The 16,775-nt window shown below is 59.8% G+C and carries 15 protein-coding genes; 6 read left to right on the top strand and 9 right to left on the bottom strand.

Annotation, left to right across the window (positions count from 1 at the left end):
- Positions 1-579 precede the first annotated feature (579 nt).
- The 8 genes from NKG95_RS21045 to NKG95_RS21010 all read right to left on the bottom strand — a co-directional run bounded on the left by NKG95_RS21045 (position 580) and on the right by NKG95_RS21010 (position 7,214).
- Entirely contained in the window at positions 580-1,272 is a 693-nt protein-coding gene (locus NKG95_RS21045) for an amino acid ABC transporter permease (protein ID WP_352484293.1), read from the bottom strand.
- 19 nt (positions 1,273-1,291) lie between these two features.
- The gene (locus tag NKG95_RS21040) at positions 1,292-2,008 is read right to left on the bottom strand and encodes an amino acid ABC transporter permease (RefSeq protein ID WP_352484294.1); all 717 of its coding nucleotides are present in this window, start codon (positions 2,006-2,008) and stop codon (positions 1,292-1,294) included.
- 69 nt (positions 2,009-2,077) lie between these two features.
- Complete coding sequence (locus tag NKG95_RS21035; RefSeq protein WP_353042327.1) at positions 2,078-2,905, bottom strand: transporter substrate-binding domain-containing protein; 828 nt, start codon at positions 2,903-2,905, stop codon at positions 2,078-2,080.
- Positions 2,906-2,929: 24 nt separating this feature from the next.
- Entirely contained in the window at positions 2,930-3,670 is a 741-nt protein-coding gene (locus NKG95_RS21030) for an amino acid ABC transporter ATP-binding protein (protein WP_031212966.1), read from the bottom strand.
- Positions 3,671-3,725: 55 nt separating this feature from the next.
- Positions 3,726-4,289, bottom strand: coding sequence for a peroxidase-related enzyme (locus NKG95_RS21025; RefSeq protein WP_352817334.1), 564 nt, complete (start codon positions 4,287-4,289; stop codon positions 3,726-3,728).
- Positions 4,286-4,768: a CMD domain-containing protein gene (locus tag NKG95_RS21020; RefSeq protein ID WP_023723195.1), complete on the bottom strand. Its 483-nt coding sequence runs from the start codon at positions 4,766-4,768 to the stop codon at positions 4,286-4,288. The genes NKG95_RS21025 and NKG95_RS21020 overlap by 4 nt, the downstream gene beginning before the upstream one ends.
- Positions 4,765-6,234, bottom strand: a complete 1,470-nt coding sequence (locus tag NKG95_RS21015; protein ID WP_353042325.1) for an NAD(P)-binding domain-containing protein — start codon at positions 6,232-6,234, stop codon at positions 4,765-4,767. Before NKG95_RS21015 ends, NKG95_RS21020 begins: the two co-directional genes overlap by 4 nt.
- Entirely contained in the window at positions 6,231-7,214 is a 984-nt protein-coding gene (locus NKG95_RS21010) for a LysR family transcriptional regulator (RefSeq protein ID WP_353042323.1), read from the bottom strand. The genes NKG95_RS21015 and NKG95_RS21010 overlap by 4 nt, the downstream gene beginning before the upstream one ends.
- A 230-nt stretch (positions 7,215-7,444) precedes the next feature.
- On the opposite strand from NKG95_RS21010, the gene NKG95_RS21005 reads away from it, so the two are divergent.
- From NKG95_RS21005 to NKG95_RS20990, 4 genes are all read left to right on the top strand, one after another.
- Entirely contained in the window at positions 7,445-8,515 is a 1,071-nt protein-coding gene (locus tag NKG95_RS21005; RefSeq protein ID WP_353042321.1) for an NAD/NADP octopine/nopaline dehydrogenase family protein, read from the top strand.
- Positions 8,516-9,317: 802 nt separating this feature from the next.
- Positions 9,318-10,991, top strand: a complete 1,674-nt coding sequence (locus NKG95_RS21000) for a LuxR C-terminal-related transcriptional regulator (RefSeq protein ID WP_353042320.1) — start codon at positions 9,318-9,320, stop codon at positions 10,989-10,991.
- Positions 10,992-11,193: 202 nt separating this feature from the next.
- Positions 11,194-11,874 (top strand): hypothetical protein, encoded by a 681-nt coding sequence (locus NKG95_RS20995; RefSeq protein WP_352817321.1) that lies wholly within the window; start codon positions 11,194-11,196, stop codon positions 11,872-11,874.
- A 50-nt stretch (positions 11,875-11,924) separates the two neighbouring features.
- On the top strand, positions 11,925-13,688 hold the full coding sequence (locus tag NKG95_RS20990) for an alpha/beta fold hydrolase (protein WP_353042318.1): 1,764 nt from the start codon (positions 11,925-11,927) through the stop codon (positions 13,686-13,688).
- A gap of 243 nt (positions 13,689-13,931) precedes the next feature.
- Here the strand turns inward: NKG95_RS20990 and NKG95_RS20985 are convergent, their stop codons facing one another.
- Positions 13,932-14,978, bottom strand: coding sequence for an NAD(P)-dependent alcohol dehydrogenase (locus NKG95_RS20985; protein WP_023723149.1), 1,047 nt, complete (start codon positions 14,976-14,978; stop codon positions 13,932-13,934).
- Between the two features lie 728 nt (positions 14,979-15,706).
- On the opposite strand from NKG95_RS20985, the gene NKG95_RS20980 reads away from it, so the two are divergent.
- Both NKG95_RS20980 and NKG95_RS20975 read left to right on the top strand, forming a co-directional pair.
- Positions 15,707-16,126, top strand: a complete 420-nt coding sequence (locus NKG95_RS20980) for a hypothetical protein (RefSeq protein WP_352484302.1) — start codon at positions 15,707-15,709, stop codon at positions 16,124-16,126.
- Between the two features lies 1 nt (position 16,127).
- Positions 16,128-16,694 carry a type II toxin-antitoxin system VapC family toxin gene (locus tag NKG95_RS20975; RefSeq protein ID WP_352496462.1) on the top strand — a complete coding sequence of 189 codons (567 nt, stop codon included), beginning with the start codon at positions 16,128-16,130 and terminating at the stop codon, positions 16,692-16,694.
- Positions 16,695-16,775 lie beyond the last annotated feature (81 nt).

The raw sequence follows: 16,775 nt of genomic DNA, 5'->3' as shown, positions 1-16,775 counted from the left end.
TTGAAGGGAACGCGGCAGTAAATGCCGTGTAGCAGCATCGAAAGCGCTCAGGGCCGCCGCCAACTTTGGCAGCCCAAGGAAAGCTACAGAACGTATCGAGGAGATCGGGAGGACAGCCCGGGGCTTTTGGAACTCCCTCCGGGCCCATCATTGTCGTTATTTATCAATGGTTTAGCGCTATATTTTGGCTCAGTTAGCCAAGTCATAGCTGGCGAACCTTCGAGTAGCGCATTGATATTGTTGATTTATGGTGGGCTTCCGAGGACCGCCGGTCGATTTGCTGCGCAAATGGGAGACATAAACGGAATCGAACGCGCGTTTCAGTTGAGGAGAAGCTGATCTTCCTACGGGTTGCCGCTATCGTCGGTACATGCGCAACGTTGCGTCGGGGCGATCAGTGGCTCCAGTCGGCATGAAGCCAGCCAGCAGCGCAAACAATGCGGTCAATCAAATCGCACCAAAATCATCTGTACATACATCGGCTACTCGGGTTTCTCCTCAAGCTTTTCATCTCCGAAAGAATTGTCTCCCAGGTGCGGCTCGATATCCGAAGCTTGGCGATTCTATCCCGCATCCTTATCACGTCCGCACCCTCAGCGCCTGCTCCAGCCTGTCGGCAATCTGGGTGACGATATAGGCAATCACCATGTAGATCACGACGGCAATCACGAAGGCTTCTAGGTAGTAGTAGTTCAGCGCGGCGGTCAATTGGGACTGGGCGAAGATATCGACAACCTCGATGGCGAACCCGAGGGAAAGCGCCTTCATGATGACCATCATCGAGGTCGTCAGGTCGGGAATTGCGGTGAGGGCCACCTGGGGAAATAGGATCCGTCGGAACAGTTGGCCGCTTGTATAGCCGAGCGAATGGGCGGCGTCCGACTGACCGGTGTCGAAGGCGTTCAGGGCTCCTTTGATGATTTCCGCTTGGAACGCCGCAACGCAGCCGGTGACTGCAATGACAAGGATTACCCAGTTGGGCGTTTCGTGGGCGTTGAAGTTGATCGCGAGCAACGAGAGCAGGAACTGGAATGCCGGGGGCAGACCGAAATAGGCGAGGAAAATCACGATCACCATCGGAACGCCTTTGAAGACGACCTTATAGGCCATGATGAGCTGTCGCAGCACGGGGATCCGCCTATGTTCGACGAGCGCAAAAAGGCTGCCGACGATCGTGGACAGGATGAAAATCGTGAAAGCCATGCCGAGCGTCACGGGTACGGCGCCCAGAATTTCCTGCGAGTCCTGGAGCAGAATATCGGTATCAAACATGGTCGGATTACCCCTTACGTCACACGCTCGCGACGGCCGCGTTCTTGAGCTGAGCTGTTGTCGTCGCCTCTGGCGCTTGCATTGGCGAGCGAAGCTCGAAGAAGCGCACGATGAGCCACGCGACGAGGCACATCAGCGAATAGATAACCGCCAGCACGAGGTACGTTTCGAACTGGTACTGGTTATAGTCGCGCTCCATGATCAAGTGCGCGGTCGCCATCACATCCGCTGCCCCGATGTACATGACCAGCGCAACGTTATGGATCAGGTAGATGATGGCGTTTCCATAGCCCGGCAATGCGAAGTGCACCGCTTGCGGGCCGACTACGCGGGTGATCTTCTGTCGGAAGGTATATCCCAGACTGTCGGCCGCATCATGCTGGCCGCGATCGACGGCCAGGTATGCAGGTCGCATGACTTCCGACAGATACCCTCCATGATAGAGGCTCAGCCCCACCATCGCAGCGATCGTTGCAGAAATAAAATCCTCGGCGCCGAACAGGATCACCAACAAGGGCAGCCCGTAGAACGCGACGAATAACTGCAGGACGACGGGAACACTCCGGGCATAGGACACGTAGAGGTCAGTCAGGTGACTGATCACCGGTATCCTCTGAACTCGGAGTGTTGTCGCGACGAGAGCCAAGCAAAAGCCGACGACCATGGCCGTAACGGTGATGGCGAGAGTCAGCGGCAACGCCGAGACCAACTCGGGAATCATAGCAGAAACATCCACTTTGAAACGCTCCTTCTTGCAATTCAGCCTTACCGCTGGCTATCGCTACATGGTTGGGAAAAGGTCCTGTTACTTCATGTATTTGACGATGTCCTCGCCGAACCATTTCTGCGAGAGCTTTTCGATCGTGCCATCGTCTTTTAATTCCTTGAGAACCTTGTTCACATCGTCGGCTAAAACCTTGTTTTCGTCCGACCTATGAATCAGCATGTAGGTGTTGTTGCTGAAGACCGGATCGGACGCCACGATATCGAGCTTCTTTTCCTCGATGACGGTCTGCTCACCGAGATTCGAAGGCAGAACAAGCGCGTCGAATTTGCCGTTCTGAACTTCGTCCAGTCGGTTGGGATAGGGAATACCGGCGCTCGATGCCGTAACATCAAGCTTGTATTGTGGATTTTCTTTTTGCCAGTTCATGATGAACTTGTAGGTGCCGCCGCCGGCCGTGGTCGGAACGATCCTCTTGCCGACCAGGTCCTTCAATTCCTTGATGCCGCTGCCTTTTTTGCTGTAGATCTTCATCAGGCTGGCGCCCATGGGGTTTTCCGGAATGAAGAACTGCTTGGCGCGCTCAGGGGATTTGTAGTAGCCACCGACGGCGATGTCGTACTTGCCCGTGGCGAGGCCGGTTTCCTGCGCGATATCCGAAACACCTTCCATTTCGAACTTATACTGCGGCAGCTTTGCGTTGATCGCTCTCAGAAGATCGGGTTCATAGCCTTGCGGCTCTACGCCGATCGCGCCCCATGCCAGCGGCTTGGATTCGGCAGACGTCGCGATCTTGATCGTGCGAACGGTCTGACCATTGCTGATCCCCGCGGTTGCAAGAGCAATTGCGATGCCGCCGGCAACAGCCAGGGCAGCGCGACGGGAAAAACTGGATGTGATTGCAGACATTTCTTAGGTTCCCTTCTTGTTGAGCTATTGAAAAGCGAGTTCTGACTGCAGGAATTGAGCAAGTCGTGGGCTGGATGGTGCATCGAAGATCTCAGCTGGACTGCCATCGGCGGCAACCACGCCACGATCCATGAAGACGATCCGGTTCGAGATGTTCTTTGCGAATTGCATCTCGTGGGTCACGAGCAGCGAAGTGATCCCTGACGACGTGACATCCTTGATCACCTTCAGAACTTCACCGACGAGTTCAGGATCCAGCGATGACGTAGGCTCATCGAAGAGCATCACGTTGGGACGAACCGCCAGCGCACGCGCGATGCCGGTGCGCTGGAGCTGGCCGCCCGACAGCTGGGACGGATAGCTGTCCCGCTTCGCTGAGAGACCGACCCGGTCAAGCTCTCGCAGCGCGATTTCACGCGCCTCGTCCGTTGACTTGCGCTGCACGACGACCAGCGGATCCATCACGTTCTGGAGGACGGTCATGTTCTTGAAGACATTGAACTGCTGAAAGACCATCGCTGTGCGAAGCCGGATCGCCTGGACAGCGGTCTTGTCGGCGCGCTGGTAGTCCATCCGAATCTGGTCGAACGCGATGGTTCCTGACGACGGCTTGGCCAGGTAGTTGATGCATTTCAGCAGCGTGGTCTTGCCGGTGCCGCTGGGGCCGATGATCGACACCACGTCACCCCGCTTTACCGAGAGATTGACGCCGTTCAGGACCTGCGTGCTTCCGTAAGACAGCTTTACATCTTTGAGTTCAAGCATTTCTGGTTGGTCCTTCAGAGTGGGGGACGGACTGCTTTGACCGTATGCGACGTCATCATCCGCTCTCCGCGTGGCCGAGAACGTGCATCAGCCTGTTTGCCCAGCCGAAGATCGCTATGGCGTGGACAAGGTCGATGATCTCGGCATCATTCATCCCGACGGCACGCAGCGAGGCGATGTCGTCTACCGTTGCTTCCGACGGCGCCGCCGACAGACGGCGGGCAAAGCTGTAGATTGCCGCATCGCGCGGCCCGAGCGCCTCGGGTTTGTCGAGATAAAGCGCGGTGACCACATCATCGCTCTTGGTCAGCTCTGCATGGCGGCGGGCGTGAACAACGGCGCAGAATTTGCAGCCATTGACGATCGAGGCACCCAATGCGCCAAGTTCGCGGTCGGGACGGGCAAGCCCGCCTTCGACATACATGATCGCGTTGAACAAGACGGTGCGGGCAAGATAGCTCTCGGGATCATGCACAAGGGTGCGCACATACTCCGAAACTTTCTTGGCCGATGGCGTGACCTTCATCGCTTCGAGCTGTTCCGGCGTGGCCTCGGAGAGCTCGACCGGTGCGATGTGGGGATGCCAATTGAGCGGCTTCAGGCGAACAGAGGAAATCATGCCAACCTCAACAATCGCAGACCGGTCGCCACTCGGGTCTGAAAATTGACGAACGCAATCAGTTCGGAGAGTGCGACGATCTGAGGATTGTTCAGTCCGGCCGCAGCGAGGAGGGCGATGTGGCTCGCCTCCGCCTTTTTCGGCATCAGCGTGATCAGGTCGACGTGACGGGCGATGGTCGCCAATGGCTCATCGAGATCCGTTTCGCCCCGAGCCAATGCTCTGAGCTGCTCTGTCGGACCAAGTTGGGCCAGTTGCACATCATATTCGGCCATCAGGACGGGATCGGCATTCAGAGCGGCCATGCGACGGGCCAGAGCAACCCTCAAATTCGGCGCCAGCCCCTGATCGTTTGCCGGCTGCAGGACGGAGAGGCGACATTCCTCCGCCCCTTGCACAAATTCGGGCCGAAACCGCCGCGCAGCGAAAAGTGCATCGTTCGGCGAAATACCGGCGGCCTTGTCCATTGCGTCGATCACAGCGCGGCCTCCTTATGCAGCAAGGGTGTTGAATCGACCCATTCGTCGCCCAGAAGCTCGGGCGTGTCGTAGGCGATCAGATTGGCGAAGTGGGTTTCGACATCTTCGGCAAACAGCGACGCGGCAATGCCGCGGACCAGACGGTCGGCACCGGCACTGACGGCCGGGATATCGCCGGAGACCTTGCCGTGGGTCAGCATGGCGGCGTCGTTGAAGCAGTGGATATGTGCTAGCACCGGGCAGGAGCCGGGAACGCGTTCGCGAAATTCGAAGGCGGGACCGAGATCTGGCGCCTCCGACATGCCTGTACGAGCCGGCCCCATATCCGGTGTATATCGGCCATCCGACCAGGTGCGGATGTGTGGGGCGAGTGCTGCAAATTCCGGGCGGTCGCTGAAATCGTTTGAAAAGCCGGTTGCCGCGATCATGAAATCGTAGCGCATCGGCCCTTGTGTGGTTTCGACCAGAAGGCCTTCGGCATCTTCCTTTACCGCGACTATGCCGCAGTCGAGAAAGAACCGGGCATTCGCACGACGAGACACCCGAAGCGTCGATGAACGCGGCGGCGGTGTTTGGGTCGAGGCGGTATAGTCGAAGAATTTCCACTTCCAGGCATCGGGCAGGTGATAAATGCCATGTACAACGCCCTGGCTGCCTATGCCGGTCAGCTTGTTGATGCGCGGCATTTCCTTGCGCCGGATCAACATGTCGACCGAGCCGGCTCCGGCCTCGAGCGCCGTCGCGGCATTGTCCATCGAAGAGGCACCGGCGCCGATAACCGCCACACGCTTACCTTTCAGTGGGTCGAAATCGATGTCGTCGGCAGAATGGGCCCAATAGGCGCGATCGATGCCCCTGAGGAAATCGGGCACGGCAAAACCGCCGAGACCGGACCGACCGGTGGCCAGAACCAGGCGACGGGTGAGAACCCGGCCGGCTTCCGCGCCCTCGATATCGATTGCAATCAGATCACCAACGGCTGCGACGCCGGTCATGCGCACGCTGTTGCGCACCGGCAGACCAAGAACCTTCCGGTACCAGACCAGGTAGTCCATCCACTGGCCCTTGGGGATTTTGTCCAGCGACTGCCAGGCCTCAGGTCCCCATTGTGCCGTAAACCAGGCGCGGAACGTGAGCTGCGGCAGCCCGAGCGACGGACCGTGGAGGGTTTTCGGCGAGCGCAGCGTCTGCATACGCGCAAAAGTTACCCATGGTCCTTCGAGCCCGGCCGGAGCCGCATCGTAGGCAACGACATTGGTTATCCCGGTCAGCACAAGCTTTGCCGTAGCAGCAAGTCCGCACATGCCGGCGCCAATGACAACGACGTCACGGACCGGGGCGCTATCGTGCGTGCGCTTGGGGACCCAAGGCTTGGCGGGCAGCTCGAGAAAGTCGAGATCCTGCGCGAGCTGGGCTTCCAGCGCGGCAAGGCCGCTCGATGCTGCCGGGGTGGGAATATGCTTCATATTCCCGTCCCGTTATTTGTGCCCGAGGCGGGATCGGTGACCAATTGGCCGGCCAAAGCTGGATCGAGTTTCCTGAAACCGGCGATCGACCGTTCAGCCACCGCTTCGACCGCATCCATCAGCGCCTGCGCAACTGGACGAAGGGGACGGTTTGCGGCAGCCACAACACCCCAATAAAAGAGAACGGTTACGTCGAGAGGGCGAATGACGACACCGGGCAGGGGCACGCCGTATGCCGTGAGGGGATCGATGACAGCCGCGACCCCAGTCTGACGCACGATCTGCAACGCGCCATAGGCAGTATTGGTCCGGATCACTGGGCCGGTGTCGATGCCGCGAGCCGCCAGCGCTTTGGCGACGTGCAACTGAAAACGCAGTGGATTGAGCAGCGTGGCGACGCGGCGGCCGGCAAAACCCGAAAGCGGCACGACATCAAGTTCAGCCAGCGGATCGTCCTCCCGCACGGCAGCGACGTCAGGCGCCGAGTACAGCCGTAGAACATCCAGACCGGGCGTATCGAGCGGCAGGCTTGAAAACCCGATCTCGGCGCGTCCGCTGCGCACCTCCTGGGCTACGATCGAGGGAAGAAACTGCCCGAGATGCGTCTCGTGCGGAAGCTCGACACCCTTGAGCTCAGCCAGGGCCGTCGGGATCAAGCCGGTCCCGATCGCAGATGTTGTGACAATCTGCAGGATCCGTCCCCTGCCGGCGGCGATCATTTTGGCTCGCGCTGCGAGTTCGGTGAAGGACATCAGCAGGCGCCGCGCTTCCTCTTCAAAGGCGACTCCCTCTTCAGACAACTGCACCCGTCGGCCGATCCGGTGCAGCAATTCGAAGCCAAGCTCGGCCTCGAGATCCTGAATCGTGCGTGTCACCGCAGGTTGGGAGCGCCCGAGCATGTCAGCCGCCTTGGTGATGCTGCCGCTGGCAGCAACCGCAAGAAAAGTCTGAAGGTCCCGGGTTTCCATGGTCTCCTTCATGCGCTATCCGTATGATTGACATCGTCTCATTCGTTTTTGATATATGTCAAGCGGAAACTAATGTTCGTTGCGGCTTTGTGCATTTGGCGGGCTTCAGAGCCGGAATCCCTGGCGGAGGCGGGCGAGGACGGCAGACGCGACTCCGGCTTGCGGAACCTGCTGATGAAAACTTTCATGTGTGACGACGGCAAGGATTCTCGAACCACAAAGCCAGCAACAGGAGGAATATTATGCGCGTGAGTATTCTGGGCGCCGGAGCAATTGCTTATGGCCTTGCCGCGTATTTGGCAGGATCGGGACATTCGCCAACGCTTTGGTCACCGTCGGGACAGCGCACCAGGGCGTTGGCTGCGGGTGAATTATTGAAAGCCACAGGGGATATAGACGCGACGGTGCCGGTGCGCATTGCCAAGGATTGCACGGATGCCGTCGCCAACGCGGACGTGGTGGTGATTGCGCTTCCGGCCTACGGCCACAAGATGGTGATGGATGCCGCCGCCCCCCATCTGATTGATGGAATCCCGGTCATCATCAGTTCGCATTGTTCGTTCTCGGCGCTTTATCTCTCCAAGCGGTTGGCCGAACGCAAGGTCTCGTTGCCGATCGTCGTTTGGGGCACAACACTATTGACTGGCCGCCAGCTCGGACCAACCGAAGTCCATGTCACCACCATTCGCCAGAAGCTTGACGTGGCGACGCTGCCTTTCAGTTACCAGGATCAAGGACACGAACTTTGCACGACCTTGTTCGGCGATCGTTTCGTCCAGCGCGAAGGGATGCTTGCGATCGCGCTCAGCAACCTCAACCCGCAAAACCATCTAGGTATTGCGCTTCTTAACCTGACACGCATGGAGAAGGCCGAGCAATGGAGCCAGGGGGGAAACGTCACTCCCGCCGTCGGCCGTCTTATCGAGGCTCTGGATGCCGAACGGCTGGCCATCGCGGCCCATTTCAGCATCGCCGTTCGCACCGTCAGAGAGCATTTTTCACTGTCGTTCCATGTTCCGATGGGAACCGTTTCGGAGATGAACCAGGAGATGGAGCGCCAAGGCCGTGGCGGCTTTGGCCCAACAACCATCGAAAGCCGCTATATTCTAGAGGATGTTCCGTTCGGACTGCTGCCGACCGTACTACTGGGGAAGCTAACGGGGAAACCGGCGATACTCCACGAGTCCGGAGTTTCGATATTATCGGCAGCTTGTGGTCGCGATCTCAAGGCAGATAATGATATTCTTCCTGCGGTCGGCATCGAGGGAATGGCAAAAGCCGATCTTGAAAACCTTTGCCGTAAGGGATTCTAACAACTCTTCACAATGGAAACAGTGGAAGTCAGCATAGCCAATATACCCGATAAGCCGGCAATGCGCCGGCGAGCAGGACATGGTTTCGGCATTCCTTGAAACGTTTCGTCCGCGCCTCTGACACTGAGCCGCCGGACTTAGGCCTCTCTCCATTGTTGTTGAGCCGGTCCTCATTCGGAGTTGTCGTCACTAGTTTCGCCACCAAATGCGAGAACATACGAAGGATATGGTTGGGCTAACCACCCGCAAAGTAGTTGTTTTTGTTGAAAAGACCACGTCGCTCCGGGCCCACCATTGTCGTTATTTATCAACGTGTTAGAGGTTATTTGTGCCCTCGGTTAGCCAAGTCCAAGATGGCGAACCTGCACGCATCGCTTTTGATTTCATTGACTTGTTGTGGGCTACTGACAATCGGAAGAGGCGGGTGAGGAGATGGTGGTCTACCACTCGTCGAGGTTTCGCAAGTAGCAGCTTTTGGTTGCGCCTAGCCTACTCCGATAACATAGCGAGCACTTGCTGCATGAGATCGCGCCAGATCACCGGCCGCAGATGGTAAGGTCAGGAGGGAGGATAAGGTCGGCCCGTTGCGCGGCAGGTCGTCGGACGGCTTGGTCGCGTCATGAGACGACATTTGCATCTTGTGCGACGAGCGTCGCGATCCGACCCGTTTGCTGTCGTCCGGAACGCTCTCATTCGGAGCGCTTAAGTGCATTCCGTTCATTCATTTTCGAGCATGCTATACTCCGCCTCGGAAAGTAGCCATTGATGGCTAGGATTTCTGTTCGTCTGCGGAGCCAATGGGATGGGCAGCTCAGATCGACAGCAATGCAACAGCGGCTCCCTGGAAGAGACGGATCAGCTCGCTCTCGGTCGTGAGGCTTACGAAGAAAGGGCGTGGGGCGACGCCTATAGGTTCCTCTCGCACGCCGATGAGACGGCTCCGCTTGCTGTGGATGATCTCGAACGGCTGGCGATGTCGGCCTATTTGACTGGGCGCGACGAGGAGTACCTGCGGGCCTTGGAGCGAACCCATCATGCATATCTCGACGCTGGCGAATACCATCGCGCCGCCCGCTGCGCCTTCTGGCTGGGCCTGCGTCTTGTCTTTCGTGGGGCGATGGCTCCGGCGACCGGCTGGTTTGGACGGGCCCATCGACTGCTCGAACGCGAGCCACATGATTGTGTCGAACAGGGTTACCTGATGCTGCCCCACGTCGAACAGAATCTTGCTGCGGGCAACCTTGAGGCAGCCTACGCTGCGGCCAGCGGCGCAGTCGAGATTGGCGAGCGCTTTGCGGACGCGGATCTCGTTGCCTGTGCGCGGCACCTGCAGGGCCGTGTTCTGTTACGTCAGCGGCGGACCACAGAAGGTTTCGCGCTTCTCGATGAGGCGATGGTTTCGGTCACGGCCGGCGAATTGTCGCCGCTGCTTACCGGCCTGATCTACTGCAGCGTGATCGAAGCGTGTCAGCAAGTCCATGCTCTGGGTCGCGCACGCGAATGGACTTCCGCTCTGGGGCGATGGTGCTCGGAACAGCCCCAGCTGATCAGTTTTAGCGGCCCCTGCCTGATGCATCGCGCTGAAATTAAACGGCTCAGCGGCGCATGGCAGGACGCAATCGACGAAGCGCAGCATGCCGTGGAGCGTTTGACGCAGTCAAATAATCGAAAAGATACGGCTGGGGCGTGGTACCAGTTGGCGGAAGTACACCGCCTCCGTGGAGACTTTGAAGCGGCCGAACAGGCATATCGGAGTGCAAGCCAATATGGCTTCGAACCGCAGCCGGGCCTTGCCCTGTTGCGGTTGGCCGAAAGGCACATCGATGCGGCTGTGGCCGCAATCCGGCGCGTCATGGCCGCGACGACCGACCAAGTGAAGCGCATTCGGCTGCTGCCAGCTCACGTCGAGATCATGCTGGCGGCTGACGACATCGAGGAAGCACGGCGTGCCTGCCACGAACTGGCGGACGTTGCAGAAAGCTACGGGACCGAACCGTTGCGCGCCCTTGCCGCCCACGCGCGGGGAGCGGTGGAACTGGCAGAAGGCGAAGCGCAGGCCGCGGCGATTTGTCTGCGCCGGGCAATAGAGGAGTGGCAGCAAGTCGACGCGCCATACGAAGCAGCGCGCGTACGGGTCATCATGGGCCTGGCATGCCGCGCCCTCGGTGACGAGGACGGCGCGACACTGGAGCTGCAGGCAGCACGGACAGTATTTCAGCAGCTTGGTGCCACGCCCGACGTTTCTCGCATCGATGCTCTGCTTGACATGCGGTCGGAGGAAGCCAGCGGTCTCTCTGCCCGCAAGTTGCAAGTCCTCCGCCTGATCGCTTCTGGCAAAACCAACAAGGAAATCGCCAACCAACTGCATTTGAGCGGAAAGACAGTGGACAGGCACGCAAGCAATATCTTCAACAAGCTCGACGTCCCCACTCGCACCGCCGCCACCGCTTGGGCCTACGAGCACCGCCTAGTCTGAGCGTGCCCGGCAATGGGTGGAATCACCCATGCATCGTCGGCGCCGATTGGGTAGTTCGCCCGAAGCGCCGCCTTCCCTTCCGGCCTAAGCTTGCACCTGTCGGCTATGGATGCGCGGCGCCTCGGCGCAACTCGCCTGCAGACTGCAGGACGGACTCGGTGATCGCGCTGCAAACATCCGGCCACAATGAAAGGAGGAAGCGATGTCACGTACCGATACCAGGATGCGGGTCGCGGGCGCCTGGCTTGCGATTGCTTCTGTACTCTTAGGTTTCGTCCTGGTCGGTCACGGGCCGATTCATCCCGACCTCGCCCTTCAAATGCACATCATCGCCAACAACGTCACCCTGTGGGTGGTCGTGCATTGGGCCGCCGCGGCAGCACTGTCGCTGTTCGTCGTCGCGAGCCTGATCGTGTTGACCGCGGGCTCTCGCCTGACCGAACACTGGTGGACCCTATCCGCCTGGGCGGTGGTGCCGGTCGGCGCCCTCTGGACGATGACCACCGCCGTGGCCGAGGCCACCACCGTCGCCGATGCCGCCGCCGCCAACGATATGGCGCGCTTCACGGCCTGGTGGGCGTTCGCCGAAGGCAAGGCCAACGGATTCATGTTCCTGTGTCTGGCGGTTGTCGTGATCGCCGGCAATGAGGCGCTGAGCCGGCAACAGATAACGCCGACCTGGGCGTCACTGGTCGGAGTTGTGGCTGGGCTTGCTGCCTTTGCCGGCTGGCCGTTGGGCATGTGGTTCGGCATCTGGCTGGGCAGCCTCGTCTGGGTTGCGTCGTCTTTCGTGATGGCCCTTTGGACGTTGTGGTTCGGATTGGGGCTCGCGCGAACCGAGATCAGCGTGTCAACCGCTCGCAGCTCGCGCTCTAGCACGTGAGCAACCCAAGAGGCCAGGCGGCATGTGCAAGACGAAATCGCCCTATCAACATGAGGGAGGCCATGATGACTCACGTTGAAGACTACACCGCCACCCCGGCGGCAATTGAATCGAACCGCATATCCGGAGAAGCTGCGCGCAAGCGCCTGCTCACCGGGCTGTCGATCGCCGAACGGCGGCTCGAATTGGCCGGCATCTCGACCGTGCTACTGGACGGGGGCGCGGGATCACCGATCGTGCTGTTGCATGGCCCAGGAGAACATGCAGCAAAGTGGCTGAGAATTCTTCCGGAGCTTGTGAGAACGCATCACGTAATCGCGCCCGATCTGCCGGGCCACGGCACGTCGGGGACCGTCGAGGGTCCGATTCATCCCGATCGTGTTCTCGCGTGGCTTGGCGAACTCATCGAACGCACCTGCCCAACACCGCCCATTCTTGTCGGCCAAATTCTCGGCGCCGCAATTGCTGCTCGCTTTGCCGCCAAGCACGGTAGCCAGCTCCGCTGCTTGGTGCTGTCGGACGCGCTCGGCCTTGCGCCGTTTCAGCCGGCGCCTGAATTCGGTGCGGCCCTCGCCGCGTTCATCACGGAGCCAAGTCCGGAAAGCCATGACCGCCTCTGGCAGCAATGCGCCTTCGACCTCGACACGCTGCGTGATCATATGGGCGAGAACTGGGAGCGGCTGCGAGCCTACAATCTCGATCGCGCGCAGGCGCCGGCGTTGAAGCCGACCCAGCAAGGTCTGATGGAGCAGTTCGGATTTCCCGCAATCCCATCAGAGGAACTAGCGCGCATCAGAATCCCGACCTTCCTGATCTGGGGGCGGCACGATCTTGCCACCCCATTGCCTGTAGCGGAAGCGGCGAGCGTCCGATATGGGTGGCCGCTCCACATTATCGACGGCGCCGCCGATGATCCGCCGATCGAGCAGCCTGCCGAATTTGTAAAGGTGCTGCGGGCTGCGCTTGCCGCAGCCGGATCCGCGACTCCTCAGGCGCTGCCGGACACACGTGAGGCTTGGGACCGAATTGCCTCGGGTTACGATCGGACGAATACCGAAACACAGATGTGGCTTGGCAATGAGAGTCTGGCCAGGGCAGGGCTCCGCCCAGGTATGTGCCTTCTTGACATTGCATCCGGCAGCGGCGCGCTCAGTATCCCGGCAGCTCGGATCGGTGCCGAGGTAGTCGCCGTCGACCAGTCGCCCGTCATGCTCCGCCTGCTGCGAGAGCGCGCCAGCCGCGAAAGCCTGGAAATTGACGCCCGCGTAATGGACGGGCATGCGCTTGCCTTTGTCGACGACAGCTTCGACGTGGCGGGATCTCAGTTTGGGGTCATGCTCTTTCCCGACATGCCGATGGGCATTCGGGAGATGACGCGGGTTGTCAAACCTGGAGGGCGGGTGCTGGTCATTGCCTATGGCGACCCGCATCGAATTGACTTCCTCACTTTCTTGGTTGGGGCCGTTCAATCGGTACGCCCGGAGTTTAATGGTCCGCCAATGGATCCGCCGCCACTGCCGTTTCAGCTCAGCGATCCGGAGCGGCTTGCCCGCGAACTGGCAAAGGCTGGACTGAACGGCGTCAATGTCGAGATGATCACCGAGAGCACGGCGTTCAAGTCAGGTGCTGAGCTATGGGATTGGATCGTATGGAGCAATCCGATTGTCGAGGAAGTGCTTGGCAGCCTCGCGTTGAGCGAAGGCGAGCGCGCGGTCATTCGCCAGACGCTCGATCGCATGGTGCGCGAACGGGCCGGCGATGACGCTTCGGCCATTCTGAGAAACCCCGTCAATATTGGCATCGGGACCAAATGACCGCGCGGGCGATGGACCGGAGGATGGTGGCCGAGAAGGTGGCGCGCCCGAACAGATTCGAACTCCTGCCCCGGGGCCTGGAGGAGCGCAAGGTGCGACGAAGTCGTTTCTGGGTTTTCTCCTAGGGTTCGCCGGACCATACGAGATAATACGAGACATATGGGTTGGCGAACCAGCCGCGGCTGTCATGGCTGCCGTTATGGATCGCTTCCTAGTCGGCGAGCTGTAGAAAACAGCGTCCCCTTAATCCGGCAATCGGATCTGAAGCTTTACGTCCGCCGGGCGGGCTTCCACTGCGCGGTCGAAGGCGGTGATGGAATCTTCGAAGGGGAAGGTCGCCGAAATGAGTGGCTTCAGGTCGACCCGGCCCGACCCCATCAGCGCGATTGCCCGCTCATATTGGTGGGCATAGCGGAAAACGGTCTCGATACGGACTTCCTTGGTCGAGGCCGTGGCAATGTCGAGCGCCACAGGCGCCACGGGCAGGCCGACCACCACCGCCGCGCCACCGGGCCGCGGCAGATCGAGCAGGGTCTCCCATGCCTTGGACGAGCCCGAGCATTCGAAGACGACGTCGGCGCCCCAGCCGTCGGTCAGGCGCTTTACCTCCGCCGCCAGGCTCTTGTCGCGGATGTTGACCGGGATCACACCTTGATAGCCGCCGGCGATGTCGAGCTTGGGTTGGGCGAGATCTGCAACAATGGCGCGGGCACAGCCGCCGGCGAGCGCAGCGATCGCCACCATCGTGCCGATCGGCCCTGCGCCAATCACCACCGCCGTGTCGCCCGGCGCGATCTTTGCTTTGGCAGCCGCCTGCAACCCGACAGCGAAAGGCTCCACCATGGCGCCTTCGGCGAAGCTGACATTATCGGGCAGTTTAAAAGTGTAGTTGGCGGGGTGAACGACATAGGGTGTCAACACGCCGTGGATCGGCGGCGTTGCCCAGAATCTGACAGCCGGGTCGATGTTGTAGAGGCCGAGCCGGCTCGCTCGCGAATTCGGGTCGGGGATGCCCGGCTCCATACAGACGCGGTCGCCGACCTTCAGATGCTCGACGCCTTCGCCTGTTTCGACGACGGTGCCAGCGGCTTCGTGACCCAAGACCATCGGCGCCTCGACCACGAACGGGCCGATGCGGCCATGCGTGTAGTAATGCACGTCGGAACCGCAGATGCCCACCGTATGGATCTTGATGCGCACTTCGCCCGGGCCAACCGTCTGCGGCAAGTCGATGTCGCGCAGCTTGAGTTCGTGCTGGCGTTCAAGGACAAGGGCGCGAACGTTCGTCATCGACGTAATCTCCTCTAATGCCGATTGTTCGAGGGCTCCTCGACCTTACTTGCATTCGGCACGCTCATCATAGCCGCTTATCCGCGGCTTCAAAATCCAGTTCGGAAGGGTGTTGCTTGATTCCGACTATGCGTACCAACTTCCCGGCCAAGGGCTTTGAAGGCCGACCATGACGCTGCGGAATTAGCGTTTGGATCATCCAGCGTGCTCTGAGGTATCCAGTGATGGGTTGGCAACAGGACAGGAACCCAGTGTTTAGAGGGCGACGTGCACGCTCGGTGCACACAAAAGTCGCCCATTTTTCGGTTCTGTTTTGGCGAAGCGGCGCAACAAGGGATGCGGTGACGCGATTTTGCGGCATTGTCGCCCGGCTTTGGCCGCCCGAGCGACAGAGCGCCTGACGTTAGGCGATGTAGGTGCTGCGTCGATCATGGCTCCACCAGTTGCTGGATTGCGTGCATCGGTAGGACCAGCCGGAGGGAGTCCGGCAGCCGCACGAAGCCGTTTCCCTCATAGAGGGCAGCGGCGCGCTCGCTGAGGAACCGACTGTGGCCGCGCTCGCATAGGCGCGCCGCACGGCGTCGGCGAGAAGCATCGCATCCAGGCGTTCGCCCTGCCGGGCTTCCGAGACCGCCAGCCGTCGCCGCATTTCGGTGGCTCCTTGAAAATTGTCTCAATCATGTTATGTTGGACGAAATCGTGAAATGTCAGACATTGGAGGCTGCGTCATGGCGAAGGCAGCGAGGAAGAAACACACGGGTGGTGGCGCGGAACGGCAAGGGAGATTTGCCATTCAGAAGCGCGCCGGTATGGCCGATATAATCGAAATGACGAGGAAGGCCGGCGAGCCACTTCCGAAGACTGGTCGGGCAACAAAGACCGGCAAGTCTGTCGCGGTCAGCAGAACCCGTGTTGAGGCCGTCATGAAGGCGGCGGAACGTTCTGGTCTGCTGGGTGAGAAGAGCACGCGGATCGGTGGTCGTATCAGTCCGGCGCTGATCGAAAAAGCCAAGAAGCAGACCGGGATCAAGACTGACACCGACTTGATCGAATTCGCCCTCGCCAATGTCGCCCTCGACGACAATTTCGGACAGACGTTCAGAAAGACCAGAGGCACCGTCGATCCGACGCTTAAGCTCGGGTTCTGAGTTGACTGACTTTGATTTTGCCAGTTCTGTCCGCTGGGCACGATTCGATCCTCAGGAAAGGCTGTCTCGCCGCAAGGACGACGACCTTCCGTTCCTCGGTGATACTGCCGAGGCGGGGCAAGAGCTGATGCTGGATACCTGTGTCTACATTGATGGTTTGCAGAGCCACGCCCCGGATGTTGTCGCCGATCTGCTCGATCTCAGACTGAGTAATCATTCGACGGTTGCCATCCAGAAACTCATGCACACCGTCGGCGTGCTGGACCCCAAGCATCCCGGTACAAAGACTGCAATCAAACAGATTGGCGCTACCGTTCGCGGCATGCACCCGCATCGTGTCTTCGCACCGGATACGGACGTGCTTGGAAAAGCTGCGCTGCTGTCCGGCATCATGTGCCGCCTTCAGGGCTACCAGAAAGATGCTCGCCTCCGCGCGCTTCAGGATTGTGTCTTGTTCCTGCAGGCGCAGAAGCTAGGGTTCACGGTACTCACAGCGAACATCAGCGACTTCGATTATCTTCTTCAGCTAATTCCGACCGGACGGGCGCTGTTTTACCGGCAAGCCTGATCGTCACGCCCGGGACACCATCATTTGCAAGCTCTGCTTAGCGTCCCGGAGCACAAGAACCCTATCAATCGGTTCCTGATC

The sequence above is a fragment of the Mesorhizobium sp. M1423 genome (assembly GCF_040317575.1).
Taxonomy (GTDB): Bacteria; Pseudomonadota; Alphaproteobacteria; order Rhizobiales; family Rhizobiaceae; genus Mesorhizobium.
The sequence above is the reverse complement of the archived record's forward strand: the minus strand, read 5'-3'. Positions and strand labels throughout refer to the sequence as shown.